The following is a 19032-nucleotide window of genomic DNA, read 5'->3' on the forward strand; positions in this document are numbered from 1 at the left end:
TTAGTTAATTAATGAAAATGCGTACAATGTTTCCAACGCAATTTGTTTGCATCGTTCATCGTATTTCTGATCTTGTAAGGGCGTATTGTCAAATTCTTTCGGGTCGTCGTAAGTTGTTGCTACCCGTAGCTCAACTCCAGGAATGAACGGACAATTTTCCTCGGCATCACTACACGTCATAATAGCAGAAAATTCTGAACCCGGGTTTTGAGCATGATCATAGACTTTCGAAAAACAAACGCTTGGTTCGCCTCCGTCGCTGTGATAAACGTGATAAATTGGATTTTCCGAATCAGTCGTTTTCTGAACGTTAAAGCCTGCACGTTGCAATGCACTGATTGCATGGGCATTAAATGCCGTTGCTTCTGTTCCTCCCGAATAAGTTTTGACGTTTTCTATATTGAAATAGTCAGCAGCCACTTTCGCCCAGATCTGCCCGAAATGACTTCTGCGGGAATTGTGAGTGCAGATATACACCAAATTTGCGGGTTTGTTTTGCGCTTGTTTTGATCGGATATAATTCGAAATTCGTTCCAAAATATCTTTTCGTTCCTGTGGAATTGTATCGAATTGCTGAGTCAATTCGTCTAAGTAGTTCTTAATTTTTGCATTCATTGGAAATATGGTTTTTTCTTGTTTCGGGAATCGGTTTTGGGACGATCTCCATTGTTCAAATTTCATCCCTTGCATCAAAGAACACGATCGCAAATGATTAGCAACAACCGCCTCCCGGAGTGCAACAAGCTTCCGAACTTCCACCCAATTCCCTCAATGCTACTTTTTCCTTTGCGGCAGGAATGCCACAAGCATCAGAAGCCAAACACGCAGTTGTTTTAGGTACTAATACAAAGTGAGTTCCGTTGAAACTTAAATCGTATTTCCCAATCGTTCCACTTTGGTATTCCACCTCGATTTCATTATCCTCAATTCCCAATTTCTCTTCCGAAAGCTGAATGATCTTCAATAATTTACCCGGCTTCAGGCGGTGTTCAAAATCGTCGGCGTTCCACAACTGGAAATTCACTACTGTTTCTTTGCGGATAGTGCCTCCGCAATCAATAAAGTGTTTTTGAATGCTTCCCACTTCTGTAACATGGAAATGCTCCGGAACGAAAGAACCATCAGGCATTTGAAATTTGACGTTCTCTAAGTTTGGCAAAATTGCCTTGATTTCTGAAAGTTTCATTAGTTGAATTTTTAATTAACAACACGGTTTTTTCTCTTTATTCTCCATTTGAAGCGTGGCATTCGTCAAATAGCCTTGCAATTCTGCAATCGCCTCTTTGTCTACACAGTAACAAATCGCTGTCCCTTCAACATTCCCCTTGATCAACCCGGCGTTTTTCAACTCCTTCAAGTGCTGTGAAACGGTTGGTTGAGCCAAAGGCAATACGTTTACAATATCTCCGCAAATACAAGCATCAACCTCTATTAAATGTTCCATAATGGCAATACGTGCCGGATGCCCCAGGGCTTTCATCCTGTTTGCCAGTCTGTTTTGTTGCTCTGTAAAATGATCTGTTTTAGTTGCTCCCATATCTATCGTAATATAACTATATTGCAATATTACGATTAATAGTTGAATAGAAAACAAAGTGGAGTATTTTTTTTGAGTTTTCGCCATCCATCCGCTGAACATCGAGTAGTTTTAACAAACTGAAACAATCCGAAGCCAGATTTATTTCCCTCACACTCAATACTCCACACTCACTACTGCAAAAAGAAAACGCAGATAGAGTTCAGTGTGAGGGAGAGTGTGAGTACGGAGGGAAAAAGAAAAAGCCCCTAAGGGTCAGTGTGAGGGAGAGTGTGAGAGTGAGTATAGAGGGAAAAAGAAAAAGCGAACTGCTACCGCAATTCGCTTTTTCTTTTTGTGCGTAATTCGGTCCGGAACTAGAACCATATTTGAGGTTTCATAGTACTAATAACATCTACAATTCTATTTTCTGACCAAATTCTAAAATGTTGTGTTTTACCACTCATATGTTCATACCATCCAAATTGTTTTTGAACATACTTCATGTAATCAGAGTTACCAACAACTTTTAGAAAACCGTTAGAATCTAAAATTTCATTTTCATCAAAGCAATAAGCAGATTCATCGACAACTTGCCATGTCAAAATTTCTTCAAAATGAACAATAAATTTTTTGCTGTTCTCATTTGGCCCGATAGCATAAGCATCGTTAATTGTAATATCATTCGATATTTGAATATTTTCAGGCTCACTATTTCGGAATAATTCCAAAAACTCTATTTTCAATCCATTATCATTATACTGAATCGATTCAAGTAAAAGACTATGAGCGGTGTCTAATAATGTTTGCATAATAAAGATAGAATTTATCTATAATGAGCTAGTATTTCCGGTCTCACTCTTCGCACTTGGTCTGAAAAATAAGGAGAGTCCTCACTCTCCTTATTTTTTTGTGTGCAATTCGGTCTAAAATTAGCCTTAAAAAGAGAATCTATTTTTAAGTATTTGATGATATTATAAAATTAATCAGGAATTTCTGGACTTATAATTGAGGGATCGAGTGTGGCTTGTAAAAGATAAGCACGATTAATCGCATCAGCAGCAATTTGCAATTTTTTATCTCTTGGATGTTGGGATGCTGAGCTATTAATTTTTTTCCTTAACATTTCAAGTTCATTAGTTCTAGCTTCACGATTTGTAATCCATTTCATTATAAAATAATAAGTACCTCTGCAATGGATATGAGGTATATGTGGATCTTTATCTCCATGACTAATCATTAATTGATTTGAGAGTTGATCAGCTTGTTGTTTGTAATCTAAGGCATGAGAATAATCGTCTTGAATAGTACTCATTTTATAAAATAGATTACATTTTGCATTTTGGATATGGATATTTTTGGGATCAATTGACTCTGCTTGATTTATGTAATTTTCAGCCAAAATAAAGTTCCCTCCATTCCCTTCCAATTCTAGAGACCCGTATTGCAACCAAAATTGTGCATCATAGTGAAAATATGAAGTTATAGAATCATAAACTTCCCTAGCCATATTTATATCGTTTTGGAATCGAAAAAATAGAATCTTATGATTTATAAGTGACTTGTATAAACTAAATTTTTTGGAATATTGTGAATTAATTAATTCAGGTGCTAATACAGACAAAACTCTTATATATGCGGTTTTTAGCATATTTAGATTTGCACAATGTCTTATCATATAATCAGCAAGAATTCTATGTCTAATCATGAAATTACCAGAATTTCCTACCCAATTAATCGTTCCATCTAGTACGTTATGCAAATAATGCAATGTTTCAATATGATTAGCTTCTGAGAAGCCTACAAAATCTTGTTTTGAGTTTGAGAATCCTAGCTCTGTATTCAGTGCTATACATAAACATAATATTTTCGCTTCAAATGGTTCTATAGAATCAAATTCACTTTGTATGATTTCGTTAAAAGACATACCATTAGTAGCCTCCTTCATGGCAACAAGGATCTGTTTTTTAGCGCGAAATTTGAATTCCGAAAATCTCCTTGCATCACTCATTCCTTTTAATTTACTCAATAAGTTGTATTGATCGAGTTTAGCAATTAAAGCAGTAATTTCATCATCATCTAAGTTGGGAATAGTATATGAAAAATGCTCTGTTATATCAGGATCTGTATAATAAACTAATTTGTCTTTTAAATTAGTCCGAACTGAAAAAAGAATTATTGGAGGGTTTTCAAGTTTAGCAAATGCATGGACAAGATTAGGAATTTGTGAAAGTACTGAAGTCGCATTATCAAATATAAGGACAACACGATCTTTGATAGCCGCTAATACATCTACTATTTTATCAATTCTGGGTAGAAAATCGGAATCAGTAATAAAAACTGTTATACCATTTTGAGATAAGTTAAGACCAAGTCTTTTGATAATGGTGGATTTTCCTGATCCAGCTGTTCCAATAATTGAAAAAACTTTTTGTTTTGTATTAGGATGCTGTCTTGTGCACAAATCAAAAAGTTGATTATAAATATTATTTGAGATTGTTCTCGGAATATCCAAATTATTATAAATATCGTTCCAACTTGGATTTGTTCCTAGTAAATAAGCTGATCTTGTGTTACTAATAGTATATTCTTTTGGAACACGTTTAAAAGTTTCTGCAAAGTCACTAACTGATTTTGTATTAATATTTGATACCGTAGCAAACTCAAGAACATTTAAAAGGTTTGGAAAAGTTTGCTTAAGTATTTCATTCTTATCTGGTAAATTACTTGCTTTAGATTCAAGCCAATTGAAAAAATCTTCTGTTGTTCCAACGATGTGATGAACATTATAGTCATTCTTTAATATTTGCGCTTTAACAGGCGAGATTGATGGGGTGATGATAAACGAACGAGGTCTTAACTCACCAAAACCTTCACGCCCTTCCCTAGATTCTATATACCTTTCAAACAAAGGTTCATTAAGGTCTGTTCCGATAAATATTGTGGGGTGAGTAGCATAATCATAAACGAATTGACTGTACAAAGGTTGTTCCCGCAATCCTGCCCTTGCATATTGTTTAGTGGAAAATACAACATCTTCAGGAATACATGGTAATTTACCATGTAAGTGAACAATATGAATTTCATCAAGAGATTGGTCGCGCTCCTTGAATTCATCGTGAGGGAAAATTAATTCCCGTAACTTCTTTCCCTTTCTTGCATAAACTTTTTGGACAATGTCATCAATATTAATTGTATAAATTTTATACCAATAAGGGATTGTTATTCGATTATAAGAACTAGGAATATCCCCACTCGAAAGGTTTTCATTTAGAAAATTTGTTTTTAAATCTCTTTTAATACCAGCTCCAATAAAAGCCTGATATAAAATAGGCAAACTAGTCCCATCATACTCCCCTGGATAACCGAGGAACTGCCATAATTTTTCTCCAAGTGCCCAACCTGTCGGGAAACTCTCTCCAATTTTATTTTTTGCATCTAAGGAAAATCCTGCCCCTAAAAACAATACGACCTCATTTCTTCCAAGTAATCGAATCAGATACTTTTCATCTTGTTCTTCAAACATATAGTGTTAGATTATATACGATGTAATTCTACACAAATAAAAAGACAATAGTGCAATACTTCAATCTTAATTTCATCTTTAGGATGAACTTTTACTTTCAATTCGAAAGTTCAAACCTTATTGTCCCACAAAGAAGGGCTTACAAGTTTTTCATTCTAATAAATATTTGTTATTGTTAATTCAAGGTAGAATTGAAGAGTCTCTATTTCGTTTTGCGTATGACTGGGGCTTACCGATGTAGCTGAATTATATGGCATAAACTTCTCATGAGTACTAATTATTTGACAAATTCCCAATCATCCGAAACAACATCCGTGATAATTCATCAGCTTTTCCATAAAATTGGGTGAATTCTTCTTCGTTTAAAATGGTTTCGTCTTTCAGAAAATCAAAAACGGCAGCACATTCAAATGCAGAACCTCTTGAAATAACAAAGAAATTGCGTCGATCAGGTTTACTGAATCTGCTTGAACCTTCAGCAATATTGAGCATGATACTCAACGAGGCTTTTCTCAATTGGTTTTTGGATACTGAATCAATGGTTTTAGAATTTCTGAGAAAGGAATAAACTTCTTTGTTGAAGGATTTTGCTTTTTGGTAAACATCTAATTTTTCGAAGTCGAACATGAATAGTAGGTTTAAGATTACTACTTAAGATAGAAATTATTTGTGAGATTGAAAACCTGGAACGACAAATTAGTTTTTTTCGAGGATCCCGCTCTCACTCTTCGCACTCGCTCTGAAAAATAAGAGCATTCGTAACAATAGAGTGAGTGTGAGAGTGAGTATTGAGGGATGCGCACAAAAAAATAAGAGCACCACTCGCGTAATGCTCTTATTTTTTTGTGCGCATGACTGGACTCGAACCAGCACATCCGTAGGAAACCACCCCCTCAAGATGGCGTGTCTACCAATTTCACCACATGCGCAGTTGCGTTCTAAACGCTTGCGAATATAGTATTTTTCTTGCTTTCAAAAAGACCTGTTTGCAGATTTTAGCCTGTTTTTCATACGTACTCCTTACAATATGCCTTTATCTGGTCCCGTACCTTGCGGAATCGGACAGTATTTCTTCCGGGGTTCCGCCTGCTTTGGTCGGATCCGGGAAATTCTGGTGAAACTTCCGGGCAGTTGTGGGGAAATACGGACAGTGTTCCGGAACAAAGATTCGTCCGGCATTTGGAATACGGTATTAGCGAGCTTGAAGGAGTAAAATAAAAAAAATCAATTATTTGTCACAAAACAACAGCTCGCCGGTCTTTGGTATAAAAAACGATTATGGATACTCCTTTTTTATTACCGATCGAGAAACCAAAAGGCCTTCTTTGGAAACTGATCTATTTTATGACCCGCAAACGCTTCGGCAAAGTTATTACTCCGTTGAAAGTTATGGCCGTAAGGCTTCCTCTTAGTTTCGGAAGTTTCTCCGGAAAGATTTCAAAGCTCGATAAAAAATTACTGCTTCCCGCCGAAACCATCATGCTTGTCCGTGAGCTGGTAGCCCAGATCAATGTCTGCAAATTTTGTATGGATATCGGACGTGCGCAGACAATCGTTTCGTTCATGAACCAGAAAAAATTTGATGCCTTGCATGATTACCGTTCCAGTCCCCTGTTCTCCGAAAAGGAACGCATATTGCTGGATTTCGTCACAATGCTGGCACAGGAACGTAAAATGGAGCGCGAAATGTTTGATCAATTGGCAAAACATTACAATGAGCGTTCCATTTGCGAGATTATGTGGCTGGTATCCAGCGAATTTTTCTACAACATCGGCAATATTGGCCTGAACATTCATTCGGATATGCTGTGTGATATCGCAAAAAAACGCGTTAGTTAACCCATTTACAACAGACCTATTTCTCCATTTTTAGTAACTTTAATTGTATGGAATTAACACCGGAAATATTCGCACTTCGCCCCTATCTCTTCAGTATTTCCTATAACATGTTGGGAATGGTGGAAGAAGCGGAAGACATTGTGCAGGACGTTTTTGAAAAGTGGATATCTGCTAAAGAAGTACAGGATGCTAAAGCCTACCTGGCCCGCATGGCTGTGAACCAAAGTATCAACCGGCTAAAGGAATTGCAGAAAAGCCGGGAAAATTATGTCGGGATGTGGCTTCCGGAACCGTATATTACATTGGAACCGGAACCTGTTCCCACCCTGGAATACGGCATGCTCTTTCTATTGGAACGCCTGAACCCCAATGAACGGGCTGTTTTTATTTTGCGGGAAAGTTTTTCGGAAGATTATCAATCAATTGCAGAGAGTACGGGACTTTCTGCCGAAAATTGCAGGCAATTGTTGCACCGCGCACACGAAAAACTCGGACGAAGCAAGCCCTTGCAGGTAGATCCGGAGAAACAACGGGCGTTCACTATTGCTTTCCTCACGGCCTTGCACGAACAGGACCGTTCGGAGCTCACCCATTTATTGCGAAACGACATTGAGTTATACAACGATGGAGGCGGAAAACGCGCAGCAGCTCTCAAACCACTTTTCGGAATGGAAAAAGTCCTGAAATTCCTGATGGGTGTTACGCAACTTCCGGAAGCCCTGGAAAGTCAGTACGAATACCGCGCTGTATTTGTGAATGGCCGTCCGGCAGCAATTATTTTCAACCGCACCACCGAACAACTGGATTCCATGCAATACATCGAAATGGATGACCAGGGAATAACGCGTTTGTTGAATATGAGGAATCCGGATAAGTTGCAGATCAGAGGGAAATTGAATTAAGCGGCATCGTCGCAAGAAGTAAGCAAAAATCCCGTTAGCTATGGGGACAAAGTCTGTACTCATGCGTCAGTCTTGATACGTCCCGCTTGTTGATTGATATTTATAATTCGCAGGGCATTCAGGCCACTCGACATGACATCCGTGTATAATGCTGTCCGGTTGAGTAGTGGAACAGTACCTTTGCTTGTTACGCTGTAAGCCCTTTACAGTCCACCATTCAGCCAGCCCATGCACTCTTTCAACTTCAACGGAAAAAGCGGCTTGTGTGTTATTCTTGTAAATCGCACTGGAAGGACAACACCTTTAGTTATAAAATGTAACATTTATCACATAAAACAATATAATCTAACTTTCCACGTCTCTTTTGTGCTTTATCGTAGCGGAAAACCACATTTAACGTTTTCAGATTTGACTCGTGATACCGAATGAGTTAACTTACTTCCATAACAATTATTCACTGTATTATGAAGACAACACTATTCACGGTGGCGCTCCTGCTTGCGCCCTATTTTGGCAACTCTCAGCGAATCCTGGAAATTACCAACGGAAGCTGGGTCAATCAAAACTTATCTGTTGAAAGCTTTCAGGACTTTGTCATAAGCGGTTTCACGGAAACCAATCCGGCAACAGGTTTATTAACTCCCACTTTTAAGGTTACCAATGTTGCCGGAACTCCTTTGAGCACCTATTATGTCGATTACCCCGATGCTGTTTATTTAATGGACTTTACAATCAGGGAAGCCACAAACACCATTATTCTCACGGGAATGACGGCTGTAACGACCGGCGGAACACCTTATAAAATGATCGTAGCAGAAGTTGACTTCATGACGGGAGCACCGGTACAAAGTTCGCTTGAGTATACCTTCAGCGGAAATTCCACGGTACCTCACCAGATTATCTGCTCGGAAACAGCCGGACAGGTGACGGTAGTCGGGACTGAAATTGTAGGGACAGTTACATCGAGCAATTATGCTACTATTCCGAAGTTCGGTTTTGTACTGGGGCTGGATATCACTAATTTCAATATCCAATCTTATCCTCCGATCGAAATGGACCTTCCGGCGACCAGCATCTGGGATTATGACATGCTGGAAAACATTACGGAAGTACCGGGAGCAGGCTACTTTATTTCGGGATCCTGCAATGCTCCTGCTTCGGGAGAACAAAACCTCATTACGCTCGGGACAGATTATGCAGGAAACGTAACATTTTCCAATATTATCGACAACACCAACTCGCGTTTTGCGGGATCTTCCGTAATGTACAATGCCCCATTGAATGTCGTTTACCTATTGGCTAACAACAGTGTTATTCACCAGTTCCAGATTGCTATATGTGATCCGCTTACCGGGGCATTCCTGACACCCTGGACACGCCATCAGCTGGCAGGATATCCGATTGGCAGCGGTGTCGATCAAAACGGTTTCCGTTTACAGCAGTCCCGGGATAATATGATTGTCATTGGGGGATATTTAAGCGCTCCGTCCGGTGCATTGCCGCAATTACTCACTCCTTTCCAAATTACACTGAAGGATAACCTGACTTTCCTGGCGGCGAAAATATACCAATCAGGCAACAACTCGCCTTTGGCGCCAAGTTATTTTGAGGAAAGCGGTAATTCTGTCTTTATCAACACTCCGGATATGATTGTGTACAACCTGTCTTCAAACCGGACTTACCTGGTAAGCCAGAATACCATCAACGGGGGTTTTGACCTGAATGTTTCTTCCCTTTTAAGTGTTTCCAAGTGTGAAAAACAGGCTTCGGTAAATACGTTTACAACCAGCCCGATTTGGGTAGGTCCCGGAAACTTCAATCCGCTTCCAATGTATCCGGTGAGTTATCCTTCCACCCAAATCCCGCGCCCGATCCACCAAACAATCCTTTGCCAAAGCATCGCTCCTGCCCTTGCCGCACAAGGTCCGGGAATTACTTTATCTCCGAATCCGGCAAACGAAGTGGTTAACATCACGGTGGATGAAGGGACCATTGAACATGTCTCTGTTTATGACCTGAAAGGCAAACTGGTACTTTCACAGCAAGCCGGTGAACGAAACCCGGATGTAATGACTCTTACTGTCGGAAAACTTGAGCAGGGAGCTTACATGATGGAGGTGACTACGAAAGGAGGAACCATTCAAAGAGAACGATTCGTGAAAGAATAAGCACTTTCGATTATGCATCAGCCCAGGCTGATATTCATTCAAACAGTAACAGAAAGGGAGATGACGCGGGTTGTCTCCTTTTTTGATATAAAACCTGTTGTTTTTGTTGTGAAAAACAGGTTATGGGCGAGTGTGGAGGATTACCAACCGCTCCTCCACTTCTGTGCAATCCGGAGTGCTGTTTCCAACATATAGGGCGACCAGCTTTCGGTTTTCCAGGCCGAATGCGCCAGTGTGGAATTGTTAAGCAAACGGGTTGCTTCTTCATAATTTGCAGCTTGTTCCAGGATGGAAGACAATTCCAATTGTTGCCGGTACAGTTCCAATGATTCGGGAACAGGTTCATTCAAAGACACGGCTTGCTTCAACAGGAAATCGTTATCGGGGATCAAATTATTGCGTCCATTGAATTCATTTACAATGGCTTGCATGTGGTCAAAATCCTGCTGAAATAACTCCTGGCTTTCAGTGGTATGCAGAGCAATCCCCAGCTGTTCCAATACTACAAACTTCAGGTTCGGGCATACGGAAAGTGTTTTTCTTAAGAGCTCAAACACGGCCTCCGGAACTGCATCGTCGTGCGTATCCCTGCGAATAGTTCGTTGCGGTTGAATCCCGGACACGTCCCAACTTCCTCCTGAAATGTGAATCTCACGCACACGATCAAGCGGATATGCCCGGATAAGCGTTTCGAAATCCAATTCAAAATTCTGCAATTGACAATATACATTGTGGAGGTCGAGAATAATAAATCCATTGACCGGTTCGATCAGTCTTTCCAAAAACTCGCCGTGTCGCTGCACTTCTTCCAGCGAATACGAAAATGCCAGGTTTTCCAACCCGACGGGACAAGCGCATGCCTCCCGGATCCGTTGCAGTCGGTCAATTCCAATACGAAGTGTTTCTTTCTTGTAGGGCACGGAGATCGGTGCACCTTTGTGGAAGTCCTCACCGGTCATGAACCCGAAATGTTCTGTAATATGATCAAAACGGAAGTTAGATGAAACCTTGCGCAAATGGTCGAGCCAGCGTTGTTGCTCTGCGGTCCATTTTCCCGAAAAAAGCGAGAAATACACTCCGTGACCAACAAGCCTTCCTTCGTTTCCAAAAGCATGCAAGAGTTCTACGAACCAAATCGGAATCTCACGCACTTTATAAAGTGTATCAAACGACCATTCGATCGCTTCTATTTTTTCCGCTGCAAATAAAGGAAGTGTCGCCTGTAAAAGCTGATTATCCAGGTTACAGGAAACAGCCGAACGGATTTTTGGAAGCAGTTGATTCATCCCATTCCACATACCGGACAGTTGTCTCTGACCGGCTTTTCTTTTTTCGCTTTGATCTCTTTTGTTCTTCCTGAATTCACCTCATTTTGATGACAAGAAGAAGACAGGGCAGTTACCGCAACACCCAGGGTAATTGCCTGAAGCAAGGCAGGAGAAAGTTTCATTCGGGTTGTCTTTAAAAGTTCGCTTTATCCCATTCCACATGCCGGACATGGCTCAGAATGCGTATTCGGTGAATTGGTGTCGCCAGACCGGTCGTCGTTGACTTGTTCTTTTTTCTTTTTGATGTCTTGTTTTTCACAAGAAGTTGTTGCAGCAGAGATCGTTGCTACAGAAACACCTAAAGTAATGGCATGCAATAAAGATGATGATAGTTTCATAGTTTCAGAATTTTGGGGAAGGTAACACATTCTCTTTACATGATCAAATTCATTTATTCTGCGGTGTATTCTCTTGAGGGAACGTTCGTTGACCCAAAAAAGATGCCTTCCTGATCTCCCGCATGACCAAAAAGACCCAAACACTTTGTACAGCTGCAAAAAAGCACCAAACGGAAACCAACCAGGCTTCATAGAACAACTCTGTGGTGATCAGCGAAACTAGATTGACAGCAGCCAGAATAAGGGCATTTTTCCAACTGGAAAAGAATGGTGAAATGACAATTGCAGCGATATACAAAATTCCCGTAATTTGTATGGCGTAGAAAGCCCCCATTTGATATGAAATATGACATCCGTCGATTTGTGCACTTGCAGAAAAGAAGAGCAAACGGTAAGCCAGCATAATGGAACACGCACTCCCTGCAAATAAAAAATAGCGGAGGATTTTCTGTCTTCGGGGATTGCGTTCGATAACCAAAAACGAAAGAGGAACCCAAAACGGCCAAATGACTTGTGCAAACAGAAGAAAAACATACTTAGCAGGTTCGTGCCACCTGGAAAAATCCGCATCAATTAAAGAAAGCCAGACAAATCCTTCGCAAAACTGTTGAATCGCAAAGAATAGCGGAATACAGGCAAAAACCACATGAATGGGTTTACGAACCTGGCTCACGGAGGCTATTCCAGCAATGGTTAAAGTTCCTCCTGCTATAAAACTTGCACTTGCAGAAAAACACATCCTTATTCAATTTAGTTTGTATTTCATTGAACGGCCGTACAACCCATGTTGCACATACCGTCTATGGATATAGAAATATAATATGAATAAATGACATAAAAGGATTAAGCGATCCGACATTTTTTTACCAAGCGTCTTTTTGTCCGACTATTTTTACTAGTATTGAAAATTCCAGACGACCGCCTGCATTACTGAAAAATAACTAAGCGGAAAATCGATGCATACCATTTTACTTTTTACCCGCCATGATCGCCGTCATCGTATTCCTGAACATGTGGGCGGTCAAATTGCACATTTCGCATCTTATTTTATTGGCGGGAAGCTGTTTACTGATCCGTTTTATTCCGGGCTTACGCAGCTATACCAAATTGATTTGAAAGAAGAACGTGTGAAAAGTATTTAAACATTCAACTATGAAAATTGCATTTAGCGGAGCTCACAGAGTAGGAAAAACCAGTCTTGCAGAAAAAATCCATGCATCCCTGCCTGAATTTTTTTTCGTTCCCGAGCCCTATGTGGCCCTGGAAGAACAAGGGCGTTCCTTTTCCCATACACCGAATTTGGAAGATTTGACCCTCCAGATAGAACACGCGATCGAAACCGTTGAAATGGATGAATTGGATGTCATTTTCGACCGGTGTCCGCTTGATTTACTGGCTTACATCTATGTCATCGGCGGAGCTGAAGCTTCGCGGAAGTACTACCTGCAAGTCAAAGAAGCCATGGAGGAAATCGATCTGCTGGTATTCGTTCCGATTGAAAGTCCGGATGAGATCGGTTGTCCGGAAGCTGAATTTCCCCAACTCCGCCGGCAAGTCAACGACCTGTTGGAAGAATGGATCGATGCTTTTGACCTTGAAACAATTCTTGTTAATGGAACTCCGGCTGAACGTGAGAAGCAGGTCATTGAAGCAATTCTTCGTTTTGATTAAACTTTTCATTATCACCACTCGAGCTGAAATGTCGCTTACTTAAAATAAAACTTATCCGGGGTATCCCTTTTCAATTACCGCAATCTGTGTTAATTTAGCCTTTATGAATGGGCACGAATTACTCCAAAAACACATTTCGAAAACGGTGACGCTTTCGGACGATGTATTTGAATACGTGCTTTCGCATTTCAAAGAACAGCATTTCACCAAAGGACAAACAATCATTTCTGCCGGGGATAAAGTACAGCATGAATACTTTGTGGTGGCAGGATGTTTAAAATCCTTTTACATCAACGAAGACGTCAAAATGTTCATCCTCCAGTTTTCCATGCCGAACTGGTGGGCCTCCGATTTCGAAGCACTCTACAGTGGTGAAAAAGCGAAGATCCATGTGGATTGTATTGCCGATGCAACCGTTCTGGCGCTTTCCAATGAAGACCGGGAAAAATTATGTCGGGAAATCCACGAAATGGAACATTTCTTCCGTTGGCGAACCAATAAAGGATACGTTGCCACCCAAAAGCGTTTGCTTTCCTTTATGAACAACAATGCCAAACAACGCTACGAGGAATTGCTTACCCAATACCCGCAACTTTACAACCTTGTTCCAAAACACCTGATCGCGGCTTACCTGGGAGTTTCGAGAGAAACGTTGAGCCGCTTATAGCATTGTGGGTTTGAGGGCGTGTATTAAGGATAAGGCAAACCAATTTCCACATCAAAATCCAATTCGCCGTTGTGACCTATGTCACATTCAATGCGCTCTTTTTCGAATGTGATGTATGTCACACAATGGTGCACTTTTTCCGCCTCAACTTTGTGTTATTCATTTAAACAGTTCAAGACATGAAAACACAATTTGAAATCAACAATGCAAAAAGCAAAGTAGCATGGGTAGGCCGAAAAGTAACCGGTGCCCACAACGGAACAATCGACTTCAAAGCAGGTCAATTAAATTTCAACGATCATTTCCTAAGTGGCGGAAACTTCGTGATTGACACTACTTCAATCAAAATCCTGGACATTACGGATCCTGCAACCAATGCACAATTCGCAAGTCACCTGGCATCAGACGATTTCTTCAGCTCCGAACAATTCCCGGAAGCACGTATGGAAGTGGTACATGTGGAGCCGCGTGAAAATGGTTCTTACCACGTAACCGGGGATTTGACCATCAAAGGAATCACACATCCCGTGGGATTCGATATGCAGGTAGATCAAACCGGCAATGCGGTTACTGCATCCGGAAAAATGACCATTGACCGCACGAAATACGACATCCGGTTCCGCTCCGGGAATTTTTTCACGAATTTGGGAGACAATCTCATTTACAACCATTTTGATTTGAATTTCACCCTCACAGCTGAGGCTTAACACGTTACAGTCATGCCAGTTATCAATATAGAGTTAACGCGCGAAGGCGTTACACGAGAGCAAAAGAGAGCGCTCATCCAGCAAGTAAGCGATGTGGTTACAAACATCCTGAACAAAGATCCGAACCTGACACATGTAGTGATTCGCGAAATCGATACCGACAATTGGGGATACGGTGGCGAACAAGTATCTGTGTTACGAGAACAGGGAATCACTGCCGACAAAAAATGAAATTATTCACCATCGCGCTGATGTTGTGCATCCGGCAAGGCATCAGCGCACAAATACTGAAAATCATGGAGACAACAAACAATACGGCAGCCGTTGTGACAGTAATCAACCGGTATTTTAAAGGAATCGAAACAGGCGACACGGTTCTTTTGGGGCAAACCTTTCATTCGGACGCACTTCTTTTCGGGGACATTAACGGCGTACCGTATGCCAAAACACGCAACGAATATTTGAGCGGTGTCGCAAACCGGGTAAGTCCCGACAAATCAGGTCAACCGTTTGAAGCGGAAATCCTGTCAGTCGAGGTGATCAATTCCATTGCGACGGCTAAATTACACGTGAGGATGTATGCGTTCAATTACTATAATTTCCTTACGCTTCACGAGACTGAAAAAGGTAAATGGCTGATAGTGAACAAGACGCTTACAAATGTTATTGATTAATTCCTTAAATTCATTCATTATGTGGTACAAGACAAAAGCAACTGAATTAATGGGGATTGACTATCCCATTTTACAGGGACCTTTCGGTGGAGGCTTATCCACACCGGAACTGGTTGCAACAGTTTCCAATACGGGCGGTTTGGGAGGTTACGGAGCATACAGCATTTCTCCACAGGAGATTTACGATATGGATCAGCGCATCAAAGCATTGACCGATAAACCTTACAATCTGAACTTATGGGTTTCGGACACGGACGCAAAAGACGGAACAGTCAGCGATGAAGCGTTCGAACAAACAAAAGCCGTATTCAAGCCGTATTTCGATGAAGCCGGTTTGGAACTTCCGGCAAAACCGGATTTCAAAACACGTTTCGAGAACCAGGTTCAGGTCATTTTGGATGTGAGGCCCAGGGTATTCAGTTTTGTTTTCGGTATTCCCTCTCCATTCATCCTGGAAGAAGCACGGAAACGTGGAATTTTACTGGTTGGAAATGCCACCACTCTTGACGAAGCAATAGCATTGGAAAATGCAGGCGTGGACGCAATTGTCGCATCCGGTTTCGAAGCCGGAGGACACCGTCCGTCCTTTTTGGAACCGGCTGAATTATCAACAACAGGAAGTTTTGTATTGACTCAACTGGTTCGGGAAAAAGTAAAACTGCCGGTCATTGCAGCCGGTGGGATCGCATCAGGAAAAGGAATTGCTGCAGCCTTTACCTTGGGTGCAGATGCAGTGCAAATCGGAACAGCATTTTTAGCAACAGAAGAATCGGGAGCATTGCCGGCACACCGGGAAGCCCTATTCTCAGATGCAGCGAAACAAACCCTGTTGACTCGATCTTATACCGGACGGCTAGGACGTGGAATCAGCAACCGGCTGGCAAAAGAAACCAGCGGGAAAGAAGTACAAATTCTCCCCTTCCCGCTTCAAACTGCTTTCATGTCCTCCTTGCGGAAAGCCGCTTTGGCTCAAAACAAATACGACCTGGTTTTATTCTGGAGCGGTCAGATTGCCCCTGTTTTGAAGCACCGGAAAGCAGAAGAGTTGATGCACGCATTGATCGAGGAAACAGGGAAATTGATGGGATCATAAAAAAATAATCTGCTATGAACAAAACCATTTATGGAATGTTGTTCTATTCGACATCTCTATCCAAATTTATTTATGAAATACGTCCTGTTTTCCGTGCTTTCCTTTTTGACAATAAACCAATCCCTTGCTCAATCAAGCATCCCGGACACAAGCAACCACACGGACCAGATCCAAATCAGGGGACAAAGAGGCGATAGTACATTTTACTACATCGATGGAATTAAGGTCCGTAAGACTGCCAATGTGACCGGAACAAGAATTGAAGACATTTTCATTATTACAGGCGGTATTCCCATAATATACGGAGATCTAAACAGCAGCATGTTCCGCATTAGTCCAACCCCTGATCCTGCAATCAAACACAAAACCTGTGAAAAGGAGCAAAATTTGGTAACGGAATAAACTGTAAAAGGGAAACCATCAACCGGGTACACTCCTTCTTGCAGCGATTTGTTTATGAATAGAAAAGTAACTAACAATCAACCCGTAATCGTATTATCGGGGGGAAACCCTTCATATGCCATTTTTATTCCTTACGCAATTAAATTTCGCGGTTAAAATAGTAGATTTGCAACAAATTTTTAAATCACTATTATGATAAGAAGACTACACTTACTTATTCTTGCGTTTACATTTTTTGGTTTTAAAGCCTATGCCCAACCTTGTTCTGCTGTAATCAGCGCCACAGATTCCCTGATATGCTGGGGAGACAGCATTACCCTGAATGCTTTGGCAAACGGGCCGGATAATCAGCTGGATGCTTCGAATACAGCTGGAAATAACCATCGCGGTAACATGTTTGACATCGTTGCAACCAATGCCGTAACGATTTTGTCATTCGACGCTTCCCCGATGTCAAATACAACTATCGAAATTTATTACAAGGTTGGTACCTGGAACGGATTTGCCAATACCCCTTCAGCCTGGACGTATATCGGTTCAGCCCCCGTAACTTACACCGGCGGGTTCTCACCGGTACCGGTAGATGTGAATATCACAATCCCAGCCGGACAGACGTATGCATTCTACGTAACGTCGAATACCTCCGCAGTTAGTTTGAACTATTCAAACGGTACGAATGTCGGAAATATTTACAGCAGCGATGCAAACATCACTTTCCTGGAAGGAGGAGGTCTGGAATACCCGTTTACACAAAATACAGGTGCTGTTTATCAGCCCCGTGTCTGGAACGGAAGGATCCATTATGCTTTGGCTAACCAACCCGGAAGTACGCTTACCTGGGGTACCGGAGAAACAACTGCGTCCATTCCTGCAGCACCAACAGCTACAGCAACATATACCGTGTCTGCTACTGTTCCCGGGTGTCCCGCAACATTGGCAGATACATTGAATGTGGTCGTTTCTATTCCGGTTGTAACTTCGAATAGTTCTCCTGCCGTGTGTTCCGGAGACGAACTGCTTCTTTATGGTTCAGGAGCCGAAAGCTATGCCTGGACCAATGGCGTAACAGATAGTGTTCCCTTTGAAGCAACGACAACTACAACTTATGTCGTGACCGGTACCGATTCGATCGGATGTACGGATACCGATACGGTAACAATTACAGTAAACGAACTTCCAAACGTGAATGCAGGTGCCGATTTCAGTGTATGTGAAGGAAACAACATCACGTTAAGCGGACAAGGTGCAAATACCTACATCTGGAACAACGGAGTGACGGATAATATGCCATTCGAACCGGATACTACGGCTGCGTACATTGTAACCGGAACAGATACCAACGGTTGTGTTAAAAACGACACAATTACAGTAACAGTTAACCTTTTACCGGTTGTTTCTGCCGGACCGGATTTAGACCTTTGCCAGGGAATACCACATACGTTCTCAGGAAGCGGTGCACAAACATATACCTGGGACAACGGCGTAACCAACGGCATTCCCACAATCCCAATGAACGCAACTTATACCGTAACCGGAACAGATGCCAACGGTTGTTCGGCGAGTGATCAAATGAACGTTACCATCCACAATGTGATGTCTTCTATCTTTTCATCAGGAGGAATCCTAACTGCAGGAGTATTGGTTGATATGTCCGCTCAGTGGATCAACTGCTCCGATATGTCCATCATTCCGGGTGAAACAGATGTTATTTTTGAACCTGCACATGGCGGAAGCTATGCAATCATCATCCAGGATAATGTTTATGGTTGTATCGACACCTCCAATTGTGTGGACATTCAATTTGCGGGAATCAACGAAATGCCTACTGCCGGGTTGAACATTTACCCCGTTCCGACCAATGGAAAAGTGACTGTTGCTTCTTCAGAATCAGTGATCGAACACCTGGAGCTGATCGATGTACTTGGAAAAGTATTGGAAACCTCCGAACCGAATACGCTTCAAACAGAACTGGACCTTTCTGCATACGAGTCTAATACCTTCTTCCTGCGTATTTACCGGGCAGGCCAGATGAGCTTGTTGAAAGTAGTAAAAAACTAAAAAACAACTTCCCGGTTGACATTCATCCTTTGTCAATTGACCTTAAAACCTCAGTAAACAATGTTTACTGAGGTTTTCCATTTTAAATCCCCGATGGCTTTAACGAATTTTAAGGGTTTAAATCGTTTAAAAGATCGATTTTA

The 19032-nt window shown here is 41.5% G+C and carries 22 protein-coding genes and 1 tRNA gene; 12 read left to right on the forward strand and 11 right to left on the reverse strand.

Annotation, left to right across the window (positions count from 1 at the left end; genetic code table 11):
• From FO442_RS15865 to FO442_RS15895, 7 genes are all read right to left on the reverse strand, one after another.
• Positions 1–615, reverse strand: coding sequence for a low molecular weight phosphatase family protein (locus FO442_RS15865; RefSeq protein WP_144334200.1), 615 nt, complete (start codon positions 613–615; stop codon positions 1–3).
• A 97-nt stretch (positions 616–712) separates the two neighbouring features.
• Complete coding sequence (locus tag FO442_RS15870; protein WP_144334201.1) at positions 713–1186, reverse strand: DUF6428 family protein; 474 nt, start codon at positions 1184–1186, stop codon at positions 713–715.
• Between the two features lie 15 nt (positions 1187–1201).
• A complete protein-coding gene (locus FO442_RS15875; RefSeq protein ID WP_144334202.1) occupies positions 1202–1537 on the reverse strand; it encodes an ArsR/SmtB family transcription factor in 336 nt (111 codons plus the stop codon).
• 356 nt (positions 1538–1893) lie between these two features.
• Positions 1894–2328 carry a hypothetical protein gene (locus FO442_RS15880; RefSeq protein WP_144334203.1) on the reverse strand — a complete coding sequence of 145 codons (435 nt, stop codon included), beginning with the start codon at positions 2326–2328 and terminating at the stop codon, positions 1894–1896.
• Between the two features lie 170 nt (positions 2329–2498).
• A complete protein-coding gene (locus FO442_RS15885) occupies positions 2499–5042 on the reverse strand; it encodes an SIR2 family NAD-dependent protein deacylase (RefSeq protein ID WP_144334204.1) in 2544 nt (847 codons plus the stop codon).
• Positions 5043–5315: 273 nt separating this feature from the next.
• The gene (locus FO442_RS15890; protein ID WP_144334205.1) at positions 5316–5669 is read right to left on the reverse strand and encodes a four helix bundle protein; all 354 of its coding nucleotides are present in this window, start codon (positions 5667–5669) and stop codon (positions 5316–5318) included.
• Positions 5670–5888: 219 nt separating this feature from the next.
• Positions 5889–5971 (reverse strand) — tRNA-Leu (locus tag FO442_RS15895).
• 349 nt (positions 5972–6320) lie between these two features.
• Here FO442_RS15895 and FO442_RS15900 point away from each other — a divergent pair.
• The 3 genes from FO442_RS15900 (at position 6321) to FO442_RS15910 (ending at position 9951) form a co-directional block, all read left to right on the forward strand.
• A complete protein-coding gene (locus tag FO442_RS15900; protein ID WP_144334206.1) occupies positions 6321–6881 on the forward strand; it encodes a carboxymuconolactone decarboxylase family protein in 561 nt (186 codons plus the stop codon).
• A gap of 47 nt (positions 6882–6928) precedes the next feature.
• The gene (locus tag FO442_RS15905; RefSeq protein ID WP_144334207.1) at positions 6929–7783 is read left to right on the forward strand and encodes a sigma factor-like helix-turn-helix DNA-binding protein; all 855 of its coding nucleotides are present in this window, start codon (positions 6929–6931) and stop codon (positions 7781–7783) included.
• Positions 7784–8247: 464 nt separating this feature from the next.
• Positions 8248–9951 carry a T9SS type A sorting domain-containing protein gene (locus FO442_RS15910; protein WP_144334208.1) on the forward strand — a complete coding sequence of 568 codons (1704 nt, stop codon included), beginning with the start codon at positions 8248–8250 and terminating at the stop codon, positions 9949–9951.
• A gap of 140 nt (positions 9952–10091) precedes the next feature.
• Here the strand turns inward: FO442_RS15910 and FO442_RS15915 are convergent, their stop codons facing one another.
• The 4 genes from FO442_RS15915 to FO442_RS15925 are packed head-to-tail and all read right to left on the reverse strand — an operon-like array spanning position 10092 to position 12356.
• Positions 10092–11237 (reverse strand): multinuclear nonheme iron-dependent oxidase, encoded by a 1146-nt coding sequence (locus FO442_RS15915; RefSeq protein WP_144334209.1) that lies wholly within the window; start codon positions 11235–11237, stop codon positions 10092–10094.
• The gene (locus FO442_RS18760) at positions 11234–11401 is read right to left on the reverse strand and encodes a chryseobasin-related MNIO class RiPP peptide (RefSeq protein WP_186280187.1); all 168 of its coding nucleotides are present in this window, start codon (positions 11399–11401) and stop codon (positions 11234–11236) included. Before FO442_RS18760 ends, FO442_RS15915 begins: the two co-directional genes overlap by 4 nt.
• Before the next feature lie 24 nt (positions 11402–11425).
• On the reverse strand, positions 11426–11617 hold the full coding sequence (locus tag FO442_RS15920; RefSeq protein ID WP_144334210.1) for a chryseobasin-related MNIO class RiPP peptide: 192 nt from the start codon (positions 11615–11617) through the stop codon (positions 11426–11428).
• A gap of 49 nt (positions 11618–11666) precedes the next feature.
• The gene (locus FO442_RS15925) at positions 11667–12356 is read right to left on the reverse strand and encodes a DUF6629 family protein (protein WP_144334211.1); all 690 of its coding nucleotides are present in this window, start codon (positions 12354–12356) and stop codon (positions 11667–11669) included.
• Positions 12357–12573: 217 nt separating this feature from the next.
• Here FO442_RS15925 and FO442_RS18765 point away from each other — a divergent pair, with 217 nt between their 5' ends.
• The 9 genes from FO442_RS18765 to FO442_RS15965 all read left to right on the forward strand — a co-directional run bounded on the left by FO442_RS18765 (position 12574) and on the right by FO442_RS15965 (position 18889).
• Positions 12574–12759, forward strand: coding sequence for a hypothetical protein (locus FO442_RS18765; protein ID WP_186280189.1), 186 nt, complete (start codon positions 12574–12576; stop codon positions 12757–12759).
• 10 nt (positions 12760–12769) lie between these two features.
• Positions 12770–13288 carry an AAA family ATPase gene (locus FO442_RS15930; protein ID WP_144334212.1) on the forward strand — a complete coding sequence of 173 codons (519 nt, stop codon included), beginning with the start codon at positions 12770–12772 and terminating at the stop codon, positions 13286–13288.
• Between the two features lie 103 nt (positions 13289–13391).
• Positions 13392–13955, forward strand: coding sequence for a Crp/Fnr family transcriptional regulator (locus FO442_RS15935; protein ID WP_144334213.1), 564 nt, complete (start codon positions 13392–13394; stop codon positions 13953–13955).
• A gap of 179 nt (positions 13956–14134) precedes the next feature.
• Complete coding sequence (locus FO442_RS15940; RefSeq protein ID WP_144334214.1) at positions 14135–14662, forward strand: YceI family protein; 528 nt, start codon at positions 14135–14137, stop codon at positions 14660–14662.
• A gap of 12 nt (positions 14663–14674) precedes the next feature.
• Positions 14675–14893, forward strand: coding sequence for a tautomerase family protein (locus FO442_RS15945; protein ID WP_144334215.1), 219 nt, complete (start codon positions 14675–14677; stop codon positions 14891–14893).
• On the forward strand, positions 14890–15336 hold the full coding sequence (locus FO442_RS15950) for a nuclear transport factor 2 family protein (protein ID WP_144334216.1): 447 nt from the start codon (positions 14890–14892) through the stop codon (positions 15334–15336). Before FO442_RS15945 ends, FO442_RS15950 begins: the two co-directional genes overlap by 4 nt.
• Positions 15337–15355: 19 nt before the next feature.
• Positions 15356–16429: an NAD(P)H-dependent flavin oxidoreductase gene (locus FO442_RS15955; protein WP_144334217.1), complete on the forward strand. Its 1074-nt coding sequence runs from the start codon at positions 15356–15358 to the stop codon at positions 16427–16429.
• A 72-nt stretch (positions 16430–16501) separates the two neighbouring features.
• Complete coding sequence (locus tag FO442_RS15960; RefSeq protein WP_144334218.1) at positions 16502–16831, forward strand: hypothetical protein; 330 nt, start codon at positions 16502–16504, stop codon at positions 16829–16831.
• 192 nt (positions 16832–17023) lie between these two features.
• On the forward strand, positions 17024–18889 hold the full coding sequence (locus FO442_RS15965) for a T9SS type A sorting domain-containing protein (RefSeq protein ID WP_144334219.1): 1866 nt from the start codon (positions 17024–17026) through the stop codon (positions 18887–18889).
• Positions 18890–19032 lie beyond the last annotated feature (143 nt).

The organism is Fluviicola chungangensis, from assembly GCF_007558725.1.
Taxonomy (GTDB): domain Bacteria; phylum Bacteroidota; class Bacteroidia; order Flavobacteriales_D; family Crocinitomicaceae; genus Fluviicola; species Fluviicola chungangensis.

What these genes read in the sequence shown, in the direction of transcription:
- FO442_RS15865 (WP_144334200.1), bottom strand. Translation starts at nt 615, where the DNA reads ATGAATGCAAAAATTAAGAACTACTTAGACGAATTGACTCAGCAATTC.
- FO442_RS15870 (WP_144334201.1), bottom strand. Translation starts at nt 1,186, where the DNA reads ATGAAACTTTCAGAAATCAAGGCAATTTTGCCAAACTTAGAGAACGTC.
- FO442_RS15875 (WP_144334202.1), bottom strand. Translation starts at nt 1,537, where the DNA reads ATGGGAGCAACTAAAACAGATCATTTTACAGAGCAACAAAACAGACTG.
- FO442_RS15880 (WP_144334203.1), bottom strand. Translation starts at nt 2,328, where the DNA reads ATGCAAACATTATTAGACACCGCTCATAGTCTTTTACTTGAATCGATT.
- FO442_RS15885 (WP_144334204.1), bottom strand. Translation starts at nt 5,042, where the DNA reads ATGTTTGAAGAACAAGATGAAAAGTATCTGATTCGATTACTTGGAAGA.
- FO442_RS15890 (WP_144334205.1), bottom strand. Translation starts at nt 5,669, where the DNA reads ATGTTCGACTTCGAAAAATTAGATGTTTACCAAAAAGCAAAATCCTTC.
- FO442_RS15900 (WP_144334206.1), top strand. Translation starts at nt 6,321, where the DNA reads ATGGATACTCCTTTTTTATTACCGATCGAGAAACCAAAAGGCCTTCTT.
- FO442_RS15905 (WP_144334207.1), top strand. Translation starts at nt 6,929, where the DNA reads ATGGAATTAACACCGGAAATATTCGCACTTCGCCCCTATCTCTTCAGT.
- FO442_RS15910 (WP_144334208.1), top strand. Translation starts at nt 8,248, where the DNA reads ATGAAGACAACACTATTCACGGTGGCGCTCCTGCTTGCGCCCTATTTT.
- FO442_RS15915 (WP_144334209.1), bottom strand. Translation starts at nt 11,237, where the DNA reads ATGAATCAACTGCTTCCAAAAATCCGTTCGGCTGTTTCCTGTAACCTG.
- FO442_RS18760 (WP_186280187.1), bottom strand. Translation starts at nt 11,401, where the DNA reads ATGAAACTTTCTCCTGCCTTGCTTCAGGCAATTACCCTGGGTGTTGCG.
- FO442_RS15920 (WP_144334210.1), bottom strand. Translation starts at nt 11,617, where the DNA reads ATGAAACTATCATCATCTTTATTGCATGCCATTACTTTAGGTGTTTCT.
- FO442_RS15925 (WP_144334211.1), bottom strand. Translation starts at nt 12,356, where the DNA reads ATGTGTTTTTCTGCAAGTGCAAGTTTTATAGCAGGAGGAACTTTAACC.
- FO442_RS18765 (WP_186280189.1), top strand. Translation starts at nt 12,574, where the DNA reads ATGCATACCATTTTACTTTTTACCCGCCATGATCGCCGTCATCGTATT.
- FO442_RS15930 (WP_144334212.1), top strand. Translation starts at nt 12,770, where the DNA reads ATGAAAATTGCATTTAGCGGAGCTCACAGAGTAGGAAAAACCAGTCTT.
- FO442_RS15935 (WP_144334213.1), top strand. Translation starts at nt 13,392, where the DNA reads ATGAATGGGCACGAATTACTCCAAAAACACATTTCGAAAACGGTGACG.
- FO442_RS15940 (WP_144334214.1), top strand. Translation starts at nt 14,135, where the DNA reads ATGAAAACACAATTTGAAATCAACAATGCAAAAAGCAAAGTAGCATGG.
- FO442_RS15945 (WP_144334215.1), top strand. Translation starts at nt 14,675, where the DNA reads ATGCCAGTTATCAATATAGAGTTAACGCGCGAAGGCGTTACACGAGAG.
- FO442_RS15950 (WP_144334216.1), top strand. Translation starts at nt 14,890, where the DNA reads ATGAAATTATTCACCATCGCGCTGATGTTGTGCATCCGGCAAGGCATC.
- FO442_RS15955 (WP_144334217.1), top strand. Translation starts at nt 15,356, where the DNA reads ATGTGGTACAAGACAAAAGCAACTGAATTAATGGGGATTGACTATCCC.
- FO442_RS15960 (WP_144334218.1), top strand. Translation starts at nt 16,502, where the DNA reads ATGAAATACGTCCTGTTTTCCGTGCTTTCCTTTTTGACAATAAACCAA.
- FO442_RS15965 (WP_144334219.1), top strand. Translation starts at nt 17,024, where the DNA reads ATGATAAGAAGACTACACTTACTTATTCTTGCGTTTACATTTTTTGGT.